This window comes from Mesotoga sp. BH458_6_3_2_1 (assembly GCF_003664995.1).
Lineage (GTDB): Bacteria > Thermotogota > Thermotogae > Petrotogales > Kosmotogaceae > Mesotoga.
Genome location: NZ_JFHL01000018.1, coordinates 54,003 through 73,341, shown reverse-complemented (window position 1 = coordinate 73,341; position 19,339 = coordinate 54,003). Strand labels below are relative to the sequence as shown.

Sequence of the window (19,339 nt, the reverse complement as noted above, 5' to 3'; positions counted from 1 at the left end):
AAGTGCCTGAGACTGTCCTGAAGCTCGAAGGAATCCACAAGTCTTTTGGAGGTATTCACGCACTAAAAGATGTAAGCTTCGAACTGGCAGAAGGTGAAGTCCACGCGCTTCTTGGGGAGAACGGTGCCGGAAAATCAACGTTAATCAAGATCCTTACAGGTGTTCACAAAATGGATTCGGGATCGATTCAAGTGAGAGGGAAAAGCGTCACGATCGAAGACCCTGTAGATGCTAGACACAAAGGAATCGGCGCAATATATCAGGAGCTTAGCCTGGTTGACTCTCTTACGGTTGCAGAAAACATTTTCCTTGGCCACGAGCCAACCACATCTTTCTTTGGCTCCATCAAAAAGAGAGAGCTTATGGATAAAGCGGCAAAGTATCTTTCCTCCTTTGCAATCGCAGTGGATCCGAGTGCTTTTGTGGGGGATTTGGGGCTTGGCCAGAAAAGGATAGTAGAAATCATCAAAGCTCTCTCTATCAATGCGAATATTCTTCTTCTAGATGAACCTACAACCGGTATGAGCAGAGCAGAAATTGACACACTCTTCAAAATCATGGATGACCTGAAGAAGAAAGAAGTAAACATGATCTACATATCCCACCACCTAGATGAGGTTTTTCGCGTTTGTGATAGGGCGACCGTATTAAGAGACGGCCAGAACGCTGGAACATTCGACATTGATTCGGTAGATCTAAAAACTCTTGTCAAATCAATGCTTGGAAGAACACTAAAAGAGGAGTTTCCCGTTCGTGAAGGAGCCCCGTCAGAAGACATGCTCCTTGAAGTGAGAGAGTTCAAGACAGAGAAGATGTTTGCACCAATCAGTTTTTCTCTGAGAAAAGGCGAGATACTGGGAATTACGGGAATAATTGGCTCTGGAAAGAGTGAGCTAGCACTTGGACTCTTCGGAGCCGACAAATCTCTGCGGGGTGATATTTCGATCGACGGCAAGGCGGTAAGTCTGAAGTCGCCTGATGATGCAAAGAAACTCGGCATTTCCTTCATCCCTGAGGATCGAAAAGGTCAGGGCCTTTTCCTAAGGCTTAATGTAGAGCACAATATCTGTGTTGCAAATATCGATCTTGCCATTAGCAAAGGGGTAATTTCCAACAAGAAGAAATCACAGCTCGCAAAGGATACATCTGAAAAGTTGAGAGTGCGACCGCTAGATATAAAGATGGCAGTTCAAAATCTTTCCGGCGGCAATCAACAGAAAGTGGTTATTGGGAAGTGGCTGTGCGGTGAACCCGATATCTTGATTCTAGATGAACCGACCCGCGGAATCGATATTGGCGCAAAGACTGAGATCTATTCTCTGATAAATTATCTTGCCGACCGCGGCACGGGAATTCTGATATTGTCTTCGGAGTTCAGGGAGATGAATGCGATCTGTGATCGAATACTTGTTATAAGAAAGGGAGACATTGTGGCAGAGTTAGTCGGCAAAGAATCTTCAACAGAGCAGTTGTTGACACTGGCACTTGGAGGTTAGGGCAGATGGAAAACACAATTGAGAAAACAGATAGATCAGCGTTTTGGACCAAATTCCTGAAGATGCTCAAAGGAGAGTTGGGACTGATTCTAATTCTTGTGATCCTTATGGTAGTCTTCTCATTGATGTCTCCCTTCTTCTTCAATTCGAGAAATCTGCTGAACGTAACCAGGCAGGTGTCGATAACTCTAATAGTCGCCATTGGAATGACCTTCGTCATTCTAACCGGAGAAATAGATCTTTCTGTAGGTTCTTCCGCGGCATTGGTAGGAGTTGCAACCGCAGCGGTTCTGACTGTTACGGGCTCAATATTCCTTGCTATCATTGCGGGATTGGCTATGGGAGTCGGTATAGGCCTTACAAATGGCGTTCTCGCCGTTTATGGAAGAGTTCAATCCTTCATAGTAACGCTTGCCATGATGGGAATTGCCAGAGGAGCCGCTTTGGTGTGGACGGGAGGGAAACCTATATCGAGATTGCCGGTTGATTTTGGAATCATGGGTGCCGGTTATCTTGGACCGGTACCGGTTTCAACGATAATTGCTGCCGGAGTCTTTGTTCTCGCATTCTTTATTCTGAACAGAACAAAACATGGAGTGTACATGAAATCAATCGGAGCTAATAAGGAGGCCGCAAGGCTTTCGGCTATTCCCGTAAAGAAATACAGAGTACTTGCCTTTGCTATCTCCGGTTTGATGAGCGCACTCGGCGGCATTCTCATAACTTCCAGATTGCTCTCGGCGCAACCAAATGCTGCAGAAGGGCTTGAGATGAATGTAATCGCTGCGGTGATACTTGGCGGAGCCTCCCTTTCAGGAGGAGTGGGAACCGTGTTGGGCACACTCCTAGGCGCCATGGTAATAGGTGTTATTGATAATGGAATGAATCTAGTTGGAGTTTCATCGTTCTTTCAGCAAATCGTTAAAGGAGTCATAATACTCGTTGCCGTACTTGCAAAACGTAGTGATTAAGATTACCTATCAAAAAGGAGGGGTAACATGAAACGAATGCTTTTAGTAGTTTTGATGGTTGGATTGCTGGCACTAACTGGCCTTGCGGCCAAGACCATTGGATTCTCAGTCTCCACGCTGGCGAATCCCTTTTTCGTAACCATGAAAGAGGGTGGAGAGGCAAAGGCAAGCGAACTTGGGTTGGAACTGATCGTTCTTGACGCACAGGACAAACCGGAGACTCAATTTGCTCAGATTCAGGATCTCATAACGAGAAGGGTTGATGTGCTTATCATTAATCCAGTTGATTCAGATGCGATAGTCTCGGCAGTTCTGGAAGCAAATGCGGCTGGAATCCCGGTAATTACAGTTACTAGACCTTCTAACGGAGGAGTTGTAGCACAGCACCTGGATATTGATAATAAAGAAGCCGGAATGCTTGCTGCAATGGCAATGGCGGAAGCACTTGATGGAAAGGGAAGAGTTGCAGTTCTTGAGGGAATTCCCGGTGCGCCCTCGGCAGTAGACAGACAAGCGGGTTTCATCGACGAGATAAAGAAGTACCCAGGTATTGAAGTCGTTGCATCACTGACAGCAAACTACTCGAGGGAAGAAGGTGCAAGAGTTAGTGACGACATTCTTCAGGGGAACCCGGTTCTGGATGGAATTTACGGCCACAATGACGAAATGGCTCTAGGTGCTGTAAGATCGGCGATTGCAGCAGGAAGGCTGAATGAAATCAAAATCGTCGGAATCGATGCAACTGACGATGCGATTGCTGCAATAAAAGCAGGCGAGATGGTTGCTACAGTCCAACAGCAGCCCTACCTACAGATGGAGATGGCAGTAATTGCCGCTCAGAGAATCATCAACGGCGCAAGTGTCGAAGCAAAGGTTATCATTCCTCTGAAACTAATAACTATTGACGTTCTTGACTAAGCTGCAATTTTTCTTGAGAGCGGCGAGATGCCGCTCTCTTTTTTTATTCTTCGGTGATTCTTCATCAACCACGATTGATAGATAATATATCAATGAAAAGTCAATTGATTATTCGCTTCTTTTGATCTTGTGCAGATGGCTTCTGCAGTAACTTAGTCTTATAAGAGAAGCTTCATGAGATCTAACCAAAACGGCCCGATTCAGGATACTCCTTTTAATCTCGACTTAACATGACCGTTCGGTCATGTTAGCGAACGATGGGTCTGGCAATGTATAATATGACTGACCGGTCATATGACTATGTGGTCATTAGGAGGTGAGTAAATGCCGACAGAGACATTTTTCAATCTGCCTGACGAAAAGAAGGAAAGAATAATCGAGGCAGCCGTAGATGAATTTGCCGAGAATGGTTTTGAAAACGCCAAGGTAAATGAAATAGTAAGAAAATCCTCCATTCCTAAAGGTAGTTTTTATCAGTACTTCAGAGACAAGAGTGATATCTTCAAGCATATACTGGACATTGTCTTTGAAAAGAAGATGCAGATGATGACCGGTATAAGGGACTCTCTTGAGAAATCAAGTATTTTCGAAATTCTGAGAATTATGGTTGGAGCCGGAATCAAAATGGCCGAGGATGATCCCCGGCTTTCAAAAATCAGCGATGACTTGGTCGCAAACAAATCATTGATGAACAAAATCCTGGGAGAGTACGCTCCCTCAAGCAACGACCTGATCAGTTCTTTGATTAAACGGGGTAAAGATAGCGGTGAGATCGCTGAATGGGTCGATCCAGAAATGACTGCGAAGCTCATAACTGCTTTTATGCTCTCGCTGAGCGAAATGGTCAGATCCGACAGTGAAGGAATGATTTCAGAACGGGCAAGAGATAAGTATCTTTCACTTATCAAGTTGCTTGAATACGGTATGAAAAGGAGAGTAGATTATGATTGAAGTAAATAACCTATATTACTCGTACAGTAATAATACGGAATATGCGGTGAAGGGCATTTCATTCGAAGTAAAAGAAGGTGAAGTTTTCGGCTTCTTGGGTCCTAACGGGGCAGGAAAATCGACAACCCAAAAGATATTGACCGGCCTGCTGCCACTCCAGAAGGGCTCTGCAAGGGTCATGGATGTAGATGTTTCACAACTCACCTCAGAATTCTATAACAGGGTCGGCGTATCTTTCGAAAATCCGAATCTTTATCTCAAGCTTACGGGTCTCGAAAACCTTGAATACTTCGCTAGCCTTTACGATGTACCCACGGCAGATCCAATGAATTTACTGGAAATGGTCGGTCTCAAAGAAGCTGCCAAAAAGAAGGCGGGGGAGTACTCGAAGGGAATGCAGCAAAGACTTGTCTTTGCCCGTTCTCTCATTAACAGTCCGAAGATCTGGTTCCTTGACGAGCCCGTATCGGGGCTCGATCCCTCGACTTCCGCATCAATAAGGAAGGTAATCAAAGAAAAAAACAGTGAAGGCACGACGATTTTCCTGACGACGCATAACATGCATGTAGCAGATGAACTGTGTGATAGAGTGGCATTTATCGTTTCTGGAGAGATCTCCCTTATTGACTCTCCAAGGAACCTGAAACTGAAGTACGGGAAACGTTTGGTAGAGGTCGAGTACAAAGCAAATGGTTCACTCAGAAAGGAAAAGATCTCGCTGACCCAACCGGCCGACAGAGAAAGGCTGAATTCTCTGCTCAACTCTGAGGTAATCGAGACGATTCACTCTAAGGAGGCCACTCTCGAAGAGATATTTATAAAGGCTACGGGAGAGGAGTTGAAGTAATGAGACTCTTCACAAACATTTTGAAGGAAGTCAAACTTGGATGGAGAAGTCACTTCTTCTTGTTGACTGTGGGACTGGCGATGGCTTATTTCCTCTTGATGACCTTCTTGCTCCCCGAGGATCTCTCAACTAACATCGAGCTGGTCTTGCTAACTGAGAATGATGAACTGGCGACCATGTTGCAACTCGATTCCAGTGAATCACAGGCCTCACTATCCATAGTAAATAGCCGGGAAGAAATGGATAGTTTAATGAACGGGAGATTCAACAGCATCGGTATTATAGTCAAAGGCAGTATTTCTTCTCCATCGATCGAACTAGTATTCCAGGGTCATGAAGATGCTGAGACTAAAGAATTCATTAAACTCTTCGTTGCAACCTTTTTGGCTGGTCCTGATGTTGAATTTACCTCTGAAAGAGACATTGAGTACCTTCACGAGATTCAAAGCACTTCGGATAAGATTCCCTTCAACAAGTCCTTCCTACCCATATTCTTGATGTTCGAAGCGGTGATGATGGGAATGATAATGGTATTTGCAATGGTATTTAGCGAGAAGTCGCAGAAGACTCTCCACGCATATTCGGTAACGCCCGGTAAGATCTGGGAATACCTGGGAGCGAAAGTAATACTTCTTGCGCTTCTGGGAATTGTCTTTACCTTTATTCTTACTCCGCTGGTTGTTGGCCTTGGAGCCGATTACTTCATACTCATAATAATTGTAGTTGTCGGCAGCTTCCTATCAACTTCTGTCTCCCTCATAGTGGCAAGCTTCTACAAGAACCTATCTCAGTCAATGGCCGCTATGCTTGCTCTGACAGTGGTTTTTACGTTGCCTATGCTATCGTACTTTTCAGAAGGCTTTTCTCCATGGTATCTGAGAATTCTTCCAACCTATCCCATTCTATTTGCTTTGAAGGGGGCGGTTTTCCCAGAGTTTAGTTCATCTGAGATTTCTGGCTTGATTCTAGTTGCGATCGAAGCCGCTGCTGCTTTTCTGATTGCAGTGACGACCTACAAACTCCGACTGAGAAAAGGTTAGGTGGTGTAGAGATGAGCCTTAAGAGAATATTCAATATCTTCAGAATCGATGTTGTAAATGGTAGCCGGGATAAGATAGTAATATACATACTCCTGACTCCAATTATCTTTTCATTCTTCTTCAGGGTAATTGCTCCTGGGTTTCAAACCCTTTCTCTGAATTTCGTTACTATCAGCGGGCAGGAAGAGACTGCGGAGATCCTAAACAAGTTCGGCGATATTGAATTTACTGTATCTGAAGCTGAGTTGAAAGAAAGAGTCGAAGAAGCGACCGATGTTATCGGCATATATTATGACGGAGAATCATTTAACCTCGTTCTTCAAGGAAACGAATCGAAGGAAATCGAAGAAGCCGCGAAACTAATTTTGTCAGGAATTCAATTTGAAGTATGGAGATCGCTCGAAGTTGAGGAGAGCAATAAAGGAAGGTTCGTTCCTCCGATTACGGTGTTTGGTTTCAGCTTTGTAGTCATAATTTCTTTTGTTCTTGGCGGTATGGTTATAGGATTCAACATAATAGAAGAGAAAGAGTCCGGAGCTATGAGGGCTCTCATGGTAACTCCTATCACAAAGAATGAACTCATTTTCGGCAGAAGTATCATGGGAATTGTGATTCCTCTATTCCATGCGCTAGTTGCGACCTTGATATTCGATATCCCCAGCATCGACTATCTAAAACTGATGATCGTTTGCGTTGTGAGCTCGATGATCGGAATAGTTTTCGGCTTTCTCATCGGTGTGGTTTCATCCTCTCAAATGAGCGGCATTGCAAACATGAAGATTAGCGGTTGGCTTTTGCTTATGCCTGTGATGCTAGCTTTTATTCTTCCAGAGAGAGCGCAATGGATATTCTTCTGGTCCCCTACTTACTGGTCATTCGTGGCGTTACGAGATATTCTGAACCTGAGCTCAAAATGGAGCGGTTTTGCTTTTCAGATTTTCTGGATCTGTCTTACGACAGCTATATTATTCCTTTTGATGAAGAGTAAGATAAAAAGGGGACTCCAGACTTATCAAAACTGAGGCGGGGAATTCCCCCGCCGCTCTCTTTCCACTGAATAAATATTTTTATGGAGCAAAAAATTAAAGACAACACGATGCTATAAGTGCAAGCGTCTTCTAAGCGCTCTAGGAACGATCTGAGATGATTAGGGTCCATCTGATGAAAACAGCAAAAATCAATTCAGTTTCTCACAAAATTCTTCCGTTTTCCTCCTGTTATTTGAGCCAGATATGATGCAAGAATTGAGTCCGATTTTAGCTATAATTTTAGAGAATAGGGGAATTTCCTCCTTTTCTCTGTATTCTGCCGTAAGAAAAACAAATATACTCGAGGTGAGTGAAATGATTGAAGGCAAAGAAGTCGCCTCAGCAGGTAAGTTAAAATACGGAATGGTAGGTGGGGGCGAAGGTTCGTTTATTGGTGATGTTCATAGAAAAGCAATAGCAATGGACGGTCTTGCGAAGCTTGTTGCTGGCTGTTTCTCGATCTATTACGACGACACAGTTAGAACCGCAAAGAAACTCTGTGTTTCTGACGACAGAGTCTATAAAGATTTCAAGGAAATGGCCTCCAAAGAGTCTGCTAGAGAAGATGGAATAGACTTTGTGAGTATCTGCACCCCAAACGCTACTCACTTCCCAATCGCAAAGGAATTTCTCGAAGCAGATATTAACGTCGTTTGTGAGAAACCTCTTACAGTTGATGAAACAGAAGCAAAAGAGTTGGCGGATCTTGCGAAAGAGAAAAACCTTCTCTTTGCGGTCACTTACGCTTATTCCGGTTATGCAATGGTCAAACATGCCAGAGAAATGGTACAAAGGGGCGATATTGGAGAAGTCCGAGTTGTAATGGGCGAGTATGCACAGGATTGGCTGGCAACTCGATTAGAAGACACGGGCAACATGCAGGCTTCCTGGAGAACCGACCCCTCTCAGACAGGTAAATCAAATTGCGTCGGAGATATTGGAAGCCACATTGAAAACACTGTGGCTTACATTACAGGCTTGAAACTGAATTCGATTTGCGCAAGTCTGGACTCATTTGTTCCCGGCAGGGCGCTGGATGACAACGCAGAAATTCTCGTCAGGTTCGAAAATGGGGCTAGAGGAGTTTTCTGGGCATCACAGGTCGCAATCGGTCACGACAATGGTCTTAAGGTAAGAGTTTTCGGAAGCAAGGGTTCTATAGAATGGGATCAGGAAAATCCTAACTACCTGAAGGTCGCGTATGTGGGGGGACCTGTTCAGATTCTTTCAAGAGGCGGAGGTTACATGCTCCCGTCAGCGGCAAACGTCTCCAGAATACCTGCGGGACATCCCGAAGGGTACTACGAAGCTTTTGCGAACATATACAGGAATTTCGCAACGACTCTTATAAAAAAGAAAAATGGAGAAGATCTCTCTGGCGCCGACTTCCCCACAGTAGAGGATGGTCTGGCAGGAGTTAGATTCATTGGAAAGGCAGTCGAGAGCTCCCAGAAGGGAAGCGTTTGGCTAGATCTGTAATTAGGAGGCTTAAGTATGGGCAAGAGACCTGTTACGCTATTTACCGGTCAGTGGGCCGATCTCACTTTCGAAGAAATCTGTGAAAAGGCCAGTTCATGGGGATATGATGGTTTAGAGATAGCATGTTGGGGCGATCATATGAATCTCGAGATGGCTGCGAAGGATCCTAAGTATGTCGATGAAAGAAGGCGAATCCTCGAAAAAAACAATCTGAAGTGCTGGGCCATCGGAGCACACTTAATGGGGCAATGTGTAGGTGACCTGTACGATGTCAGACTTGACGGCTTCGCACCGGCAAGCTGTGAAGGAAATCCCGAAAAGATTCGAGCATGGGGTATCGAACAGATGATGTACGCACCGACGGCTGCGAAGAATATGGGCTGTTACACGGTGACCGGCTTTACGGGTTCTCCTGTTTGGAAGTTCTGGTATTCATTCCCCCAGACAACGGAGAAAATGGTGGAAGATGCTTATAAAGAGATAGTTGATCTCTGGACTCCGATTTTCGATAAGTTTGATGCCGAAGGAATTACCTTCGCTCTCGAAGTTCATCCCACTGAGATTGCATTCGATTATTACACTGCAGAAAGGTTGCTCAAAGCATTCAATGGCAGAAAGACGCTTGGCTTCAATTTTGATCCAAGCCACCTCATCTGGCAGGGAGTCAAACCCCACCTTTTCGTAAGGGACTTCGCTGAAAGAATCTATCATGTACACATGAAGGACGCTGCAGTGACACTAGACGGAAGGGCAGGGATACTTGGATCGATGATGACCTTCGGTGACACTAGACGCGGATGGAACTTCAGGTCACTCGGTCACGGTGACGTTGATTTTGAAGAGATCATTAGAGAACTGAATGACATAGGTTATAGCGGTCCCTTATCAGTAGAATGGGAAGACAGCGGAATGGAAAGAGAATTCGGAGCGAAAGAAGCAGCTGATTTTGTGAGGAAAGTTGACTTTGAGCCTTCAAACGTCGCTTTTGACGATGCAATGAAAAGTTGAGGAGTGACCTAATGGGTGATACCCTGATAAAGACCCAAGGAATTTCAAAGGAATTCTCAGGGGTTAGAGTTCTCGACAATATTGACATCGAAATAAACAAAGGAGAAATCTTCGGGATAATCGGGGAAAATGGCGCCGGCAAGTCTACGCTTGTCAAGATTCTCAGTGGAATCTACACACCTACAGAGGGAAAAGTCTTCTTTGAGGGTAATGAAGTAGATATCAAGGACCCCTTGCATGCAAAAGTGATAGGCATCTCCATGATTCCGCAGGAATTCAATCTGATCAACGAACTCAACGTCTATGAAAACATCTTTCTAGGCAGTGAGATTACGCGCAAAGGCTTCCTCAAAAAGAGAGAGATGAAGAAGAGGACCGTCTCACTTCTGGAGGAGCTCAAGAAATCAATACATCCCGAGGAAAAAATTGAAAGGCTAAGCGTAGCCCAAAAACAGATGGTTGAAATAGCTAAGGCAATTGCTTTTGATTCTAAGCTCCTGATAATGGATGAACCGACAACAGTCCTAACTCTAAATGAGATTGAGACCCTTTTTGACCTAATGAGGAATCTCAAGGAGAGCGGCGTCACGATTATCTACATATCTCACAAACTTAAGGAAGTTAGGGAGATCTGTGATAGGGTTATGGTTCTGAGAGATGGAAAGACGATTAGCATCAGCCAAACTGACGAGGCAGATGAAGAAGAAATGGCAAGGAGGATGGTTGGTCGTGAACTGAGCCAGGTCTTTCCAGAGAAGGTTTCGCCATCTGAAGAGATTGTTTTTCAAGTTGAAAATGTTACTTCACATGGCCTTCTGGAAGACATTTCCTTCGGCCTTCGCAAAGGCGAGATTCTTGGCTTTGCTGGTCTGGTGGGCGCTGGAAGGACAGAGCTTGCCGAGACGATCATTGGCATCAGGAAGAAAGACTCTGGCAAGATCAGCATCAACGGAAAATCCGTCGAGATTAAGTCTCCCATCGATGCCGTGAAGAACAAAATAGCTTACTTGTCTGAAGACCGCCAGGGAAGTGGAGTCCTCACTTCGTTCGACATGATAAAGAACACCACCCTTATTTCACTGCCTGCCTACTCTAAGATACTGATCAACAACAAGTTGGAGAAGGAGAAGACAAAGAAGTACGTCGACAAATTCAACATCAGGGCAGCCTCTCTGAAGACGAGGCTGGAGTTCTTCAGCGGTGGTAATCAGCAGAAAGTGTCTCTTGCCAAATCCCTCGATCCGGAGCCTGAAATATTCATCTTTGATGAACCGACGAGAGGAATTGACGTCAACGCGAAAAGAGAAATTTACAGATTCATGAACGAGCTAGTTATGGAAGGTGTATCCTGTATTCTAATATCCTCTGAACTTGAAGAAATCATAGGCATGTGTAATCGCGTGATCGTTATGAAAGAAGGAAGGATTACGGGAATTCTTGAAGGAGAGCATATTAATGAAGAGGAGATAATGCTTCACGCCACTGGACTCAAGGGGGTTGCTTAGATGGCAAGAGAAAATGTTGGTAGACGATTCGAATACGAGAAGTTTGGTCCGTTAATAGCTCTTGCGATTCTATTCGTGATATCCGCTTTCGCCAGCCCGTATTTTCTTCAGACTCAGAATCTTCTAAATATTTTGAGGCAGGTTTCTTATACAGGAATCATAGCGCTTGGAATGACGTTCGTTATCATCTCCGGAGGAATAGATCTTTCAGTTGGGTCGATGGTTGCTCTGGTAGGTGGAGTCGTGATTCTTGCACTTAATTGGCTTGTTGGGGTATTTGGTGCAGGGGGGGAAGCATGGGCAATACTCTTGGCGCTTCTCGTCGGTTTGCTCTTTGGCGCAGGCCTGGGTGCACTTAATGGATTGATGGTTACTCTCGGAAAGATTGCCCCTTTCATTGCCACCCTGGGCACTATGGCCATATTCCGATCAATGGCGTTGTATATCGGAAGCGCAGGTGTCTTCAGATCGGAAAGCAGACTCTTTCCCGATCTAGGAATGGGAAGAGTGCTGGGAATACCTAATCCAGTCGTTGTATTCATAAGTCTCGCAGTCGTGTTCGCAATTATACTCAATAAGACTCGCTATGGAAGATACCTCTGTGCCGTTGGCTCCAATCCAAAAGTTGCAAAATACTCAGCGATAAAAGTCAATCTAACGAGATTTATCTCGTACGTTGCCGTCGGAATTACCGTTGGATTCTCGGCCGTTTTTCTATCCGCAAGGCTGAATTCTATGAGTTCTACAAATGGTGGTCTAAACTATGAACTGGATGCTATCGCTGCAGTCATAATCGGTGGGACACCAATGACGGGTGGGTCAGGCTCGATCTTGGGAACAGTAATCGGAGCGATCACTCTAGGAATAATCAACAACATGCTGAATATGCTGGGAGTCTCACCTTATCTGCAAGGAACAGTCAAGGGAGTAGTCATAATTGGTGCGGTTTTGATACAGAGAAAGAGAGCTCAATAACCCCGTTGGGGCCAAAGGAAATAGGAGGTGTTTTTTGTGAAAAAGGCATTAGTTCTCATGATTCTTGTTGTGTTTGTACTCTCGGCTTTTGCAGTGGCCGCCGAGAAGATTAAGATTGGTGTCGCCATCCCAAGTGCAGATCACGGCTGGACAGGTGGAATAGTATGGTGGGCACAGAGAGCAATAAAAGACTGGAACGAGAAGGATCCCGATGTTGAGTTCTTCCTAGTCACTGCTGATTCTCCCGCGAAACAGGTTGGAGATGTTGAAGACCTCATGGTAAAGGGCATCGATGCTCTTGTAATTCTTGCTCATGATTCCGAGCCACTCACACCGGTAGTTGAGAAAGCTTACAACAGCGGGGTATTTATTGTCTCCGTTGACAGAGGCCTCACCAAGCCTGTCGAAAACGTTTATGTTGCCGGTGACAATCCCGGTCTTGGAAGAGTATCTGGTGAATGGTTAGCACAGGCTTTAAATTACAAGGGCGATATAGTTGTTCTTGAAGGTATTCCATGCGTAATCAACAGCGAAAGAGTAGATGCGTTTAATGAAGTAATAGCAAAGTATCCTGATATTAAGATCCTGGATTCTCAGCCGGCTTACTGGGATACCGCGCGTGGACTTGAAATTATGGAAAACTACCTTCAAAAGTATCCTAAGATCGACGCTGTTTGGGCGCAGGATGATGACGTTCTTGTTGGAGTTCTTCAAGCCTACAGGGAATCTGGAAGAAATGATATTAAGCTCTTCCTTGGTGGCGCAGGATCAAAGGAAATGATAAAGAAGATCATCGACAATGACCCTCTCGTAAAGGCAGACGTTACATATCCACCGTCTATGATCGCTACCGGTATTTCGATGGCTGTATTCGCAATGAGGGGCCAGCCTCTCGAAGGCTTCTATCAACAGCAGATTCCTTCAAGAATAATCCTCGCTGCCGAACTGATTACAGCTGATAACGCTGAACTTTACTACGAACCTGATTCAATATTCTAGGTTTTTTGGATCAGTAAGAGATTCCCGGAGATCTTCGATCTCCGGGTTTTTATTGGCGAAGATAAAAAGCACTTTCAAATCTATTTTGAGCCAATAATAAGCTATTGATGGATTCTCAGATATTGAATCGCATTGATGTACCAAACTTTGTAGCCCTCTCTCATGTCATAACCATTGAGGAAAAAGAGGGGGCGATAGAATGAAGGGTTTTGGGGCAATGGTTCTTTTCGTTTTGGCTAGTGCAACTGTCTTTTCAAACGGAGTTGTGGTTCCGCCATATCCAGTTGAAAGGGATCTAGGCGGATTTGTTATGAACACTCACAATGTTCATATAAAAGTCGAAAATGGAATTGCAACTGTGGTTATCGAGGAGGAGTTTGAGAACACATCTAAGAGATTGCTTGAAGCGGTTTATCTCTTTCCAATACCCTCTTCGGCCGTGATTAGCGACTTTACTATGAAGATTGGAGATCAGGTTCTCAAGGGAGAAGTGCTGCCAGCCGATCAGGCACGAGAAATCTATCAGGAAATTGTCGCAAAAATGAAGGACCCGGCATTGCTCGAATACGTTGGAACTCAACTGATCCGAATGAGCATATATCCCTTTGAACCGGGAGAGAAACGCCAGTTCCTGATCCAATACAGTCAACCACTTGAGATTTCTTCAAATTCCTATTCGATGGTCTATCCCTTAAAGATTGATAGCTTTCTCTCTGCACCGATAGGAACCGTCAGCATCAGAGTTTCGGTTCCATTTGAGATTGCAGAGGTCTATTCACCGACTCACCCATTCAAAGAGATCATAAGCCCATCGGGCAGAGATTACATCTTTGACGCAAAGGATTTCATGCCAGGTTCGGACGTGGCCCTAGTTCTAACATCATCGGAAGACGAGATCCCTTCATCCCTTGCCACCCATTGGGATAACGCCATGAATGAAGGATACTTCCTTCTCACAATTATTCCCAGACTGCAAGAAGAAACAATCATTCCCAAGGATGTTGTCTTCGTTCTCGACATTTCTGGCTCGATGTACGGAGAGAAGATAGAGCAGGCAAAAAGAGCTCTGGAGCAGGTCCTTCAGATGCTTCGCTCCGGTGACCGATTTGCGATTGTGACTTTCGATGGCCATGTCCACAATCTCACGGGAGGCCTGCTTGATGCATCGGAAAGGGCTGTTTGGATAGAGAATGTGAGGCGCATTCAGGCAGATGGAATGACAAATATCTATGATGCTCTTCAAACGAGCATAGACATGTTCAGCAAAGACGACCAGGGAAGATTCAAAGTGATCCTCTTTCTCACAGATGGTGCTCCCACCGAAGGAATTATAGATACAGGGAAGATAATCAACGATGCAACTCCCGAAGCTAGAGCCAGAAATGTCCACCTGTTTTCTTTCGGAGTAGGAACAGGCGTCGTGGCCGAACTGCTGGACAGACTGGTCCAGGAAAATGCCGGAAGAGTGAGTTATATCGTCGAAGGCGAAAACATAGAGGGAAAAGTTACCGATCTATATAGAACGATCGAGACGCCGGCTCTGGAAAATGTGAGTATAGCCATTGAAGGATCGGAGGTTGTAAAGGTTCTTCCGACTGGGCCGCACTCTCTCTTCTCAGGACAGGCTCTAAGACTCTCCGGCATTTACTTTGAAGAGGGCGATCTAAAAGTAATCGTCGAAGGCACAAGAGGCGCGGAGAGATACAGATACGAGTATCTATTCAGAGTTTCAAAGAATCCTGTCAACCCATTCATCGCAAAGATATGGGCACAGAAGAGAATCGCCCATCTTGCAAATATCTACAGGTATGATTCCTCTCTCTCGGAAGCAGCAAAAGAAGAAGTGAAACAGGAGATTATTTCTCTTTCGAAGAAATTCAACATAATCAACGAGTTTACCTCCTACCTGATTGCACCTGAGCGAGTACAGACCTCTACTGTGGGAGATAGGGGCGGTTTTAGCGGAGCCCCCGCTGCAGATGCCGTAATGGCTGCAAAGTCTGTTGCCGAGATGGAACAAGATCAGTTTGTCGAAGGTGAAGCCTCTGACTACAAGTTTGTTGACAGCGTAGGATTTGCTCTTGAAGAGGAGACATGGATTCAGGACGACGAAAAGGTCAATACACTTGAACCGATAAGCCTTGTTGCTTACAGCAAAGCATATTTTGAATTAGCTGACAGAAGCGAATGGGTTGAAAAGGTTTTTGCTCTCGGAGAGAAAGTCAAATTCATCTTCGACGGAATCCTTTTCGAAATTTCAGAAGAAGGAATAGAGAGCGTTGAAGAGCTGGACAAAATTCTGAAGTAGGCCTTGTTCTCTTATAGGAAGCCCGATTAAAACCATGTCGCTAAAGGGTACCTAAGACAACTGCGTTCCTCTTAATCGGGCTTTAGTTCTTAATGCTCATTGGTCTTTTGTACGTATTAGCGCCATTGCTTACAAAGTGTCATTTGATTACTGCTGAGACGAAGAATTGAACCGAGAGGATGAAAAAGTGCTATGTCGATATTCTTCTTCTATGAAGGGTGAACGACATCGTCCATAGCTACTGAGTCTCCCTTCTTTTGTCAAATGAATTCATAGCCTCCTCAACTTGTGTTATCGGCTTTTTAAGCTCAGAATCAATAGGTTATGGGTTAACGTAACGTAAAAAACCGAGTCTGTCACGAAAGACAGATAGAAAGATTGCAACAAAGAGGAAAAGGAACGCAGAGGTTGCGTTCCTTTTCAATTCCTTTCGCACATTCAGTAATTTTAGTTGTGAGGCTCCTGAATCAGATGCCTGAAAGACTCATCATTCTTACCGGATCAATCTCCAATTATCGGGGCGAACTGGAAGTCAATCCAGTTGTCGCCGCCGGAGAGGGTTATTGTCTGTGCGTTGGCAAGATTAGGAACGCCTCCGGAATAGTTGTAGTATCCGAGGAGATCTCCGGTATTGATCGTTCCGCTCTCATCCATGTCTCTCCAGGCATATACCTTCACTTGAGAAAGGCTCACATTGCTGAAGTGATACGATCCTGAATCAGAGAGGCTGGTGCTAGCAATGTTGGAGCTTGTAGAGGGATTTCTCAAGTAGACTTTGAACTCCTGCGGCGAGGTTATGGCGTCAAGTGCTGCTTCTGCATCTACAAGCCCCCATCCGTAGTAGTCGTCTCTGCCCGGTGTTCCCAGATCGACCGCGGTGTTGCGCAACACGCTTCTAATATCGTCTGGATCAGTTAAGCCGGATCCCATGAGAAGAGCCACAAGGCCTGTAACATGCGGAGTGGCCATCGAGGTCCCCTGCATGTACATATATGTGTTTTCTGCAGGAGTCCAGCCGGTGCTGTAGATTCCATTTGGGTCAGTACCCGATTGCATGTACCCTCCGGGCGCAACTACATCGAGTTCAGGACCAAAACAGGAGTAACTCGACCTTGTTATCGTGCCTTCATCTTCCCAAACAGCCCCGACCGCTATAGTCTCTGAATAGCGCGCAGGATAAAGTATATCTCCATTTCCGTTGTTTCCCGCCGCAGCAACTATCACTACTCCATTTCTTTCTGCGTATCCCACCGCATCATATACTGCAGGGCTGTCCGAAGCTCCTCCGAGGCTCATGTTTATAATCTTCGCTCCATGATCGACTGCGTAGATAATGCTGTTCATAAGTGCCGCTGCGTCTTTGATTCCCCTGATTGGAATCAAGGTAATTCCGAATCCTCCCCATGTAACTCCCGATACTCCGATACCGTTGTTTGTGAGTGCAGCGATTGTTCCAACGACGTGAGTACCGTGGCTGTCTTCGGAAGTGTTTGGTTCCGAGACATTCGTGTTGTTGTCTATGAAGTTATAACCGGACTCAAAAATCCCCGCGAGATCTGGATGATTGGTGCTGAATCCCGAATCGATCACCGCAACAACTACGCTTCTTGAACCGACAGTGTAATCCCAGGCCTGAGGCATATTCATCAGGGGATAGTTCCATTGAATCGGGTAGAAGGTGTCGTTAGGGGTCGTTTCAAGCGCGTAGAAAGTGCTGTTTCTAGACACCCGGACGACTCCAGGCAATCCTTTCAACTCTTTTTCACTGGCGGTTGTTTTAACATGTAAGTACTTGAGTTCACCGTAGTAGTCTTCTATCCTGCCAATTATCTGGATCTCGGGAAGAGAGGCGGTGGAGAATGATCTCTCTGTTTCCTCGAATGATTCTACCTTCATCAGATATTCATTCTCGATGAATTCCGGTTTGTCATACGTGGTCCTTATTTCTGTATTGGAGAGTATCTCTGTTTCATCAAGACTCGAGGTCTTTATGTTACCGGTATAAGGGGTAACGGTACCGTAGATGTTCTTCGTTGTAGATTCTGCTGTATAGTTTGCAACAATGTTTTTCGGCGAGTTGATATTCACCGATATGGGATTATCATCGCCCAGGTTTGTTCCGTTGATTACCCAGTGAGAGAATGTGTACCCCGTTCTCACCGGCGCAGTGAAATTCTTCACTGTACCTGCCATGTACCAGCCGGCTCCTTCAACGGTTCCTCCTGCAGGATTTGTAGATGTGGTCACCTTGTACTCTACCTTCATCTCTGCTGTGTAAGTCATATCGGAATTGAGGGTTATAGTTCTCGGGTTGCTGGTGACCGTGTCGCTCCAGTGAATAAAAGTGAAACGAGCGTCCGTTCCTGCTACCTGAGCCGACTTCTCCTTTTCTTGAGGAGAGGTGACTCCAATATCACTTGTAGTTCCGCTGTTTAGAGTCACTGTTTTCGGTGAATTGTAGTTAGTACCACCTATACTGATGTTCAATCCGCTTTCCGGAGATGTAGTCACCGTAAGAGTGTATTGTGCCTGCTGCTGTGCAAAGACTGCAGTAACATGATATGGTTTGTCCACATATAACTCTAGTGGACGTGCACTTCCAACATCTTGACCATTCACATACCAATGGCTGAAGTTGTAAGGACCAGTATCACCGCTGAAGTCGAACAGCCATTCAGTGCCCTCTTCTGTCCAAAAATCCGCAACTCCAGAGACTTCTGATGGTGAGGAATCAACAGTGATGCGATACTCAGTATCCATGTTTGCAGTGTATGTGATGTCAGAGTTGACTGTCACATTTCTGGGATTCAGAGTATTGGCATCATTCCAATTACTGAACTCGTATCTCGAATCTATTCCTGTCAGCCATGGAGATATATCCTTTTGCTGAGGAGTTACAACAGAGATCTGCTTTGTGGCACCACTGTTCACTATCATTCCTTTAGGAGACGTGAACAATGTTCCATCAATTCTAATATCCAGCGCAAGATCGGGAGCAGTGGTAACAGTTAAATTGCAGGGAACCTGATTAGCAGTGTAAACGGCGACAATATTCTTGGGCTCGTTAATTGTAACGCCAAGAGTGATCGAGGAACCCGAATCTGTACCGTTTACAAGCCAGTGACTGAAGGTATAACCGGCTCTTACAGGCGCGGTGAAACTCTTAACTGCTCCAGCAGTGTACCAACCGGCCCCAGCAACGGCTCCCCCTGCAGGACTGGTCGATGTGGTCACTTTGTATTCGAGCTTCATATCTGCCGTGTATGTCATATTGGTGGTGAGAGTTATCGTTCTAGGGTTGTTTGTGATTGTGTCGTTCCACTGAATGAAAGTGAAACGAGTATCCGGTCCTGTTACCTGGCCAGATCTATCTTTCTCTTGAAGAGCGGTGACACCAATATCCGTTGAAGTACCTCCATTGAGAGTAACCGTTTTAGGCGAATCATAACTTACGCCGGCTATACTAATGCTCAATCCACTTTCAGGCGTAGTTCTGACTGTCAATGTGAATTTGGTAGGGGTTGGACACCCCGTAAGCATAATTATCAGTGCTGCAAATAAGAGTATAAGAACAAACAGTTTGGTCTTCATAAATACCTCCTCGCGATGAAAGAAAGACATTTCGCATGATCCAGTGAACATGAGGGCTTCGAGTTAAGAAGAACTTTGCCATGTGTTAGCTCTGACAAACAATCGTAGCATGAATCAGGCAATAAGTAGCAGCTAATTCCACTCTTGTTATGAAAGTTAACTATCACTAACTGAAGATCTACAGTGAAAGCGATTAAGAGCTGCGTTTCACTGCTGAGCATCT

At 45.1% G+C, this 19,339-nt stretch carries 14 protein-coding genes; 13 read left to right on the top strand and 1 reads right to left on the bottom strand.

Features of this window, described 5'->3' with window-relative positions; genetic code table 11:
* Positions 1–2: 2 nt before the first annotated feature.
* The 13 genes from Y697_RS09215 to Y697_RS09150 all read left to right on the top strand — a co-directional run bounded on the left by Y697_RS09215 (position 3) and on the right by Y697_RS09150 (position 15,525).
* A complete protein-coding gene (locus Y697_RS09215) occupies positions 3–1,496 on the top strand; it encodes a sugar ABC transporter ATP-binding protein (RefSeq protein ID WP_121551336.1) in 1,494 nt (497 codons plus the stop codon).
* Between the two features lie 5 nt (positions 1,497–1,501).
* Entirely contained in the window at positions 1,502–2,467 is a 966-nt protein-coding gene (locus Y697_RS09210) for an ABC transporter permease (RefSeq protein WP_121551335.1), read from the top strand.
* 27 nt (positions 2,468–2,494) lie between these two features.
* Positions 2,495–3,385 carry a substrate-binding domain-containing protein gene (locus Y697_RS09205; protein WP_121551334.1) on the top strand — a complete coding sequence of 297 codons (891 nt, stop codon included), beginning with the start codon at positions 2,495–2,497 and terminating at the stop codon, positions 3,383–3,385.
* 324 nt (positions 3,386–3,709) lie between these two features.
* Positions 3,710–4,336 (top strand): TetR/AcrR family transcriptional regulator, encoded by a 627-nt coding sequence (locus tag Y697_RS09200; protein WP_121551333.1) that lies wholly within the window; start codon positions 3,710–3,712, stop codon positions 4,334–4,336.
* Complete coding sequence (locus Y697_RS09195) at positions 4,329–5,183, top strand: ABC transporter ATP-binding protein (RefSeq protein ID WP_121551332.1); 855 nt, start codon at positions 4,329–4,331, stop codon at positions 5,181–5,183. Before Y697_RS09200 ends, Y697_RS09195 begins: the two co-directional genes overlap by 8 nt.
* Positions 5,183–6,223, top strand: coding sequence for an ABC transporter permease (locus tag Y697_RS09190; RefSeq protein WP_121551331.1), 1,041 nt, complete (start codon positions 5,183–5,185; stop codon positions 6,221–6,223). The genes Y697_RS09195 and Y697_RS09190 overlap by 1 nt, the downstream gene beginning before the upstream one ends.
* An 11-nt stretch (positions 6,224–6,234) precedes the next feature.
* Positions 6,235–7,245: an ABC transporter permease gene (locus Y697_RS09185; protein WP_121551330.1), complete on the top strand. Its 1,011-nt coding sequence runs from the start codon at positions 6,235–6,237 to the stop codon at positions 7,243–7,245.
* A 321-nt stretch (positions 7,246–7,566) separates the two neighbouring features.
* Entirely contained in the window at positions 7,567–8,730 is a 1,164-nt protein-coding gene (locus tag Y697_RS09175; RefSeq protein ID WP_121551328.1) for a Gfo/Idh/MocA family protein, read from the top strand.
* A gap of 15 nt (positions 8,731–8,745) precedes the next feature.
* Positions 8,746–9,738 carry a sugar phosphate isomerase/epimerase gene (locus tag Y697_RS09170; protein ID WP_006487882.1) on the top strand — a complete coding sequence of 331 codons (993 nt, stop codon included), beginning with the start codon at positions 8,746–8,748 and terminating at the stop codon, positions 9,736–9,738.
* 11 nt (positions 9,739–9,749) lie between these two features.
* On the top strand, positions 9,750–11,243 hold the full coding sequence (locus Y697_RS09165) for a sugar ABC transporter ATP-binding protein (protein WP_039882292.1): 1,494 nt from the start codon (positions 9,750–9,752) through the stop codon (positions 11,241–11,243).
* Positions 11,244–12,218, top strand: a complete 975-nt coding sequence (locus Y697_RS09160) for an ABC transporter permease (protein WP_006487886.1) — start codon at positions 11,244–11,246, stop codon at positions 12,216–12,218.
* 36 nt (positions 12,219–12,254) lie between these two features.
* Positions 12,255–13,217 carry an ABC transporter substrate-binding protein gene (locus tag Y697_RS09155; protein ID WP_006487888.1) on the top strand — a complete coding sequence of 321 codons (963 nt, stop codon included), beginning with the start codon at positions 12,255–12,257 and terminating at the stop codon, positions 13,215–13,217.
* 199 nt (positions 13,218–13,416) lie between these two features.
* A complete protein-coding gene (locus tag Y697_RS09150; protein ID WP_121551327.1) occupies positions 13,417–15,525 on the top strand; it encodes a VIT domain-containing protein in 2,109 nt (702 codons plus the stop codon).
* Positions 15,526–16,026: 501 nt separating this feature from the next.
* Here the strand turns inward: Y697_RS09150 and Y697_RS09145 are convergent.
* Entirely contained in the window at positions 16,027–19,116 is a 3,090-nt protein-coding gene (locus Y697_RS09145) for a S8 family peptidase (RefSeq protein ID WP_121551326.1), read from the bottom strand.
* Positions 19,117–19,339: the final 223 nt, after the last annotated feature.

Coding starts and splice junctions, on each gene's coding strand:
- Y697_RS09190 (WP_121551331.1), top strand. CDS start 5,183: ATGAGACTCTTCACAAACATTTTGAAGGAAGTCAAACTTGGATGGAGA.
- Y697_RS09175 (WP_121551328.1), top strand. CDS start 7,567: ATGATTGAAGGCAAAGAAGTCGCCTCAGCAGGTAAGTTAAAATACGGA.
- Y697_RS09160 (WP_006487886.1), top strand. CDS start 11,244: ATGGCAAGAGAAAATGTTGGTAGACGATTCGAATACGAGAAGTTTGGT.
- Y697_RS09170 (WP_006487882.1), top strand. CDS start 8,746: ATGGGCAAGAGACCTGTTACGCTATTTACCGGTCAGTGGGCCGATCTC.
- Y697_RS09145 (WP_121551326.1), bottom strand. CDS start 19,116: ATGAAGACCAAACTGTTTGTTCTTATACTCTTATTTGCAGCACTGATA.
- Y697_RS09195 (WP_121551332.1), top strand. CDS start 4,329: ATGATTGAAGTAAATAACCTATATTACTCGTACAGTAATAATACGGAA.
- Y697_RS09165 (WP_039882292.1), top strand. CDS start 9,750: ATGGGTGATACCCTGATAAAGACCCAAGGAATTTCAAAGGAATTCTCA.
- Y697_RS09200 (WP_121551333.1), top strand. CDS start 3,710: ATGCCGACAGAGACATTTTTCAATCTGCCTGACGAAAAGAAGGAAAGA.
- Y697_RS09150 (WP_121551327.1), top strand. CDS start 13,417: ATGAAGGGTTTTGGGGCAATGGTTCTTTTCGTTTTGGCTAGTGCAACT.
- Y697_RS09210 (WP_121551335.1), top strand. CDS start 1,502: ATGGAAAACACAATTGAGAAAACAGATAGATCAGCGTTTTGGACCAAA.
- Y697_RS09185 (WP_121551330.1), top strand. CDS start 6,235: ATGAGCCTTAAGAGAATATTCAATATCTTCAGAATCGATGTTGTAAAT.
- Y697_RS09205 (WP_121551334.1), top strand. CDS start 2,495: ATGAAACGAATGCTTTTAGTAGTTTTGATGGTTGGATTGCTGGCACTA.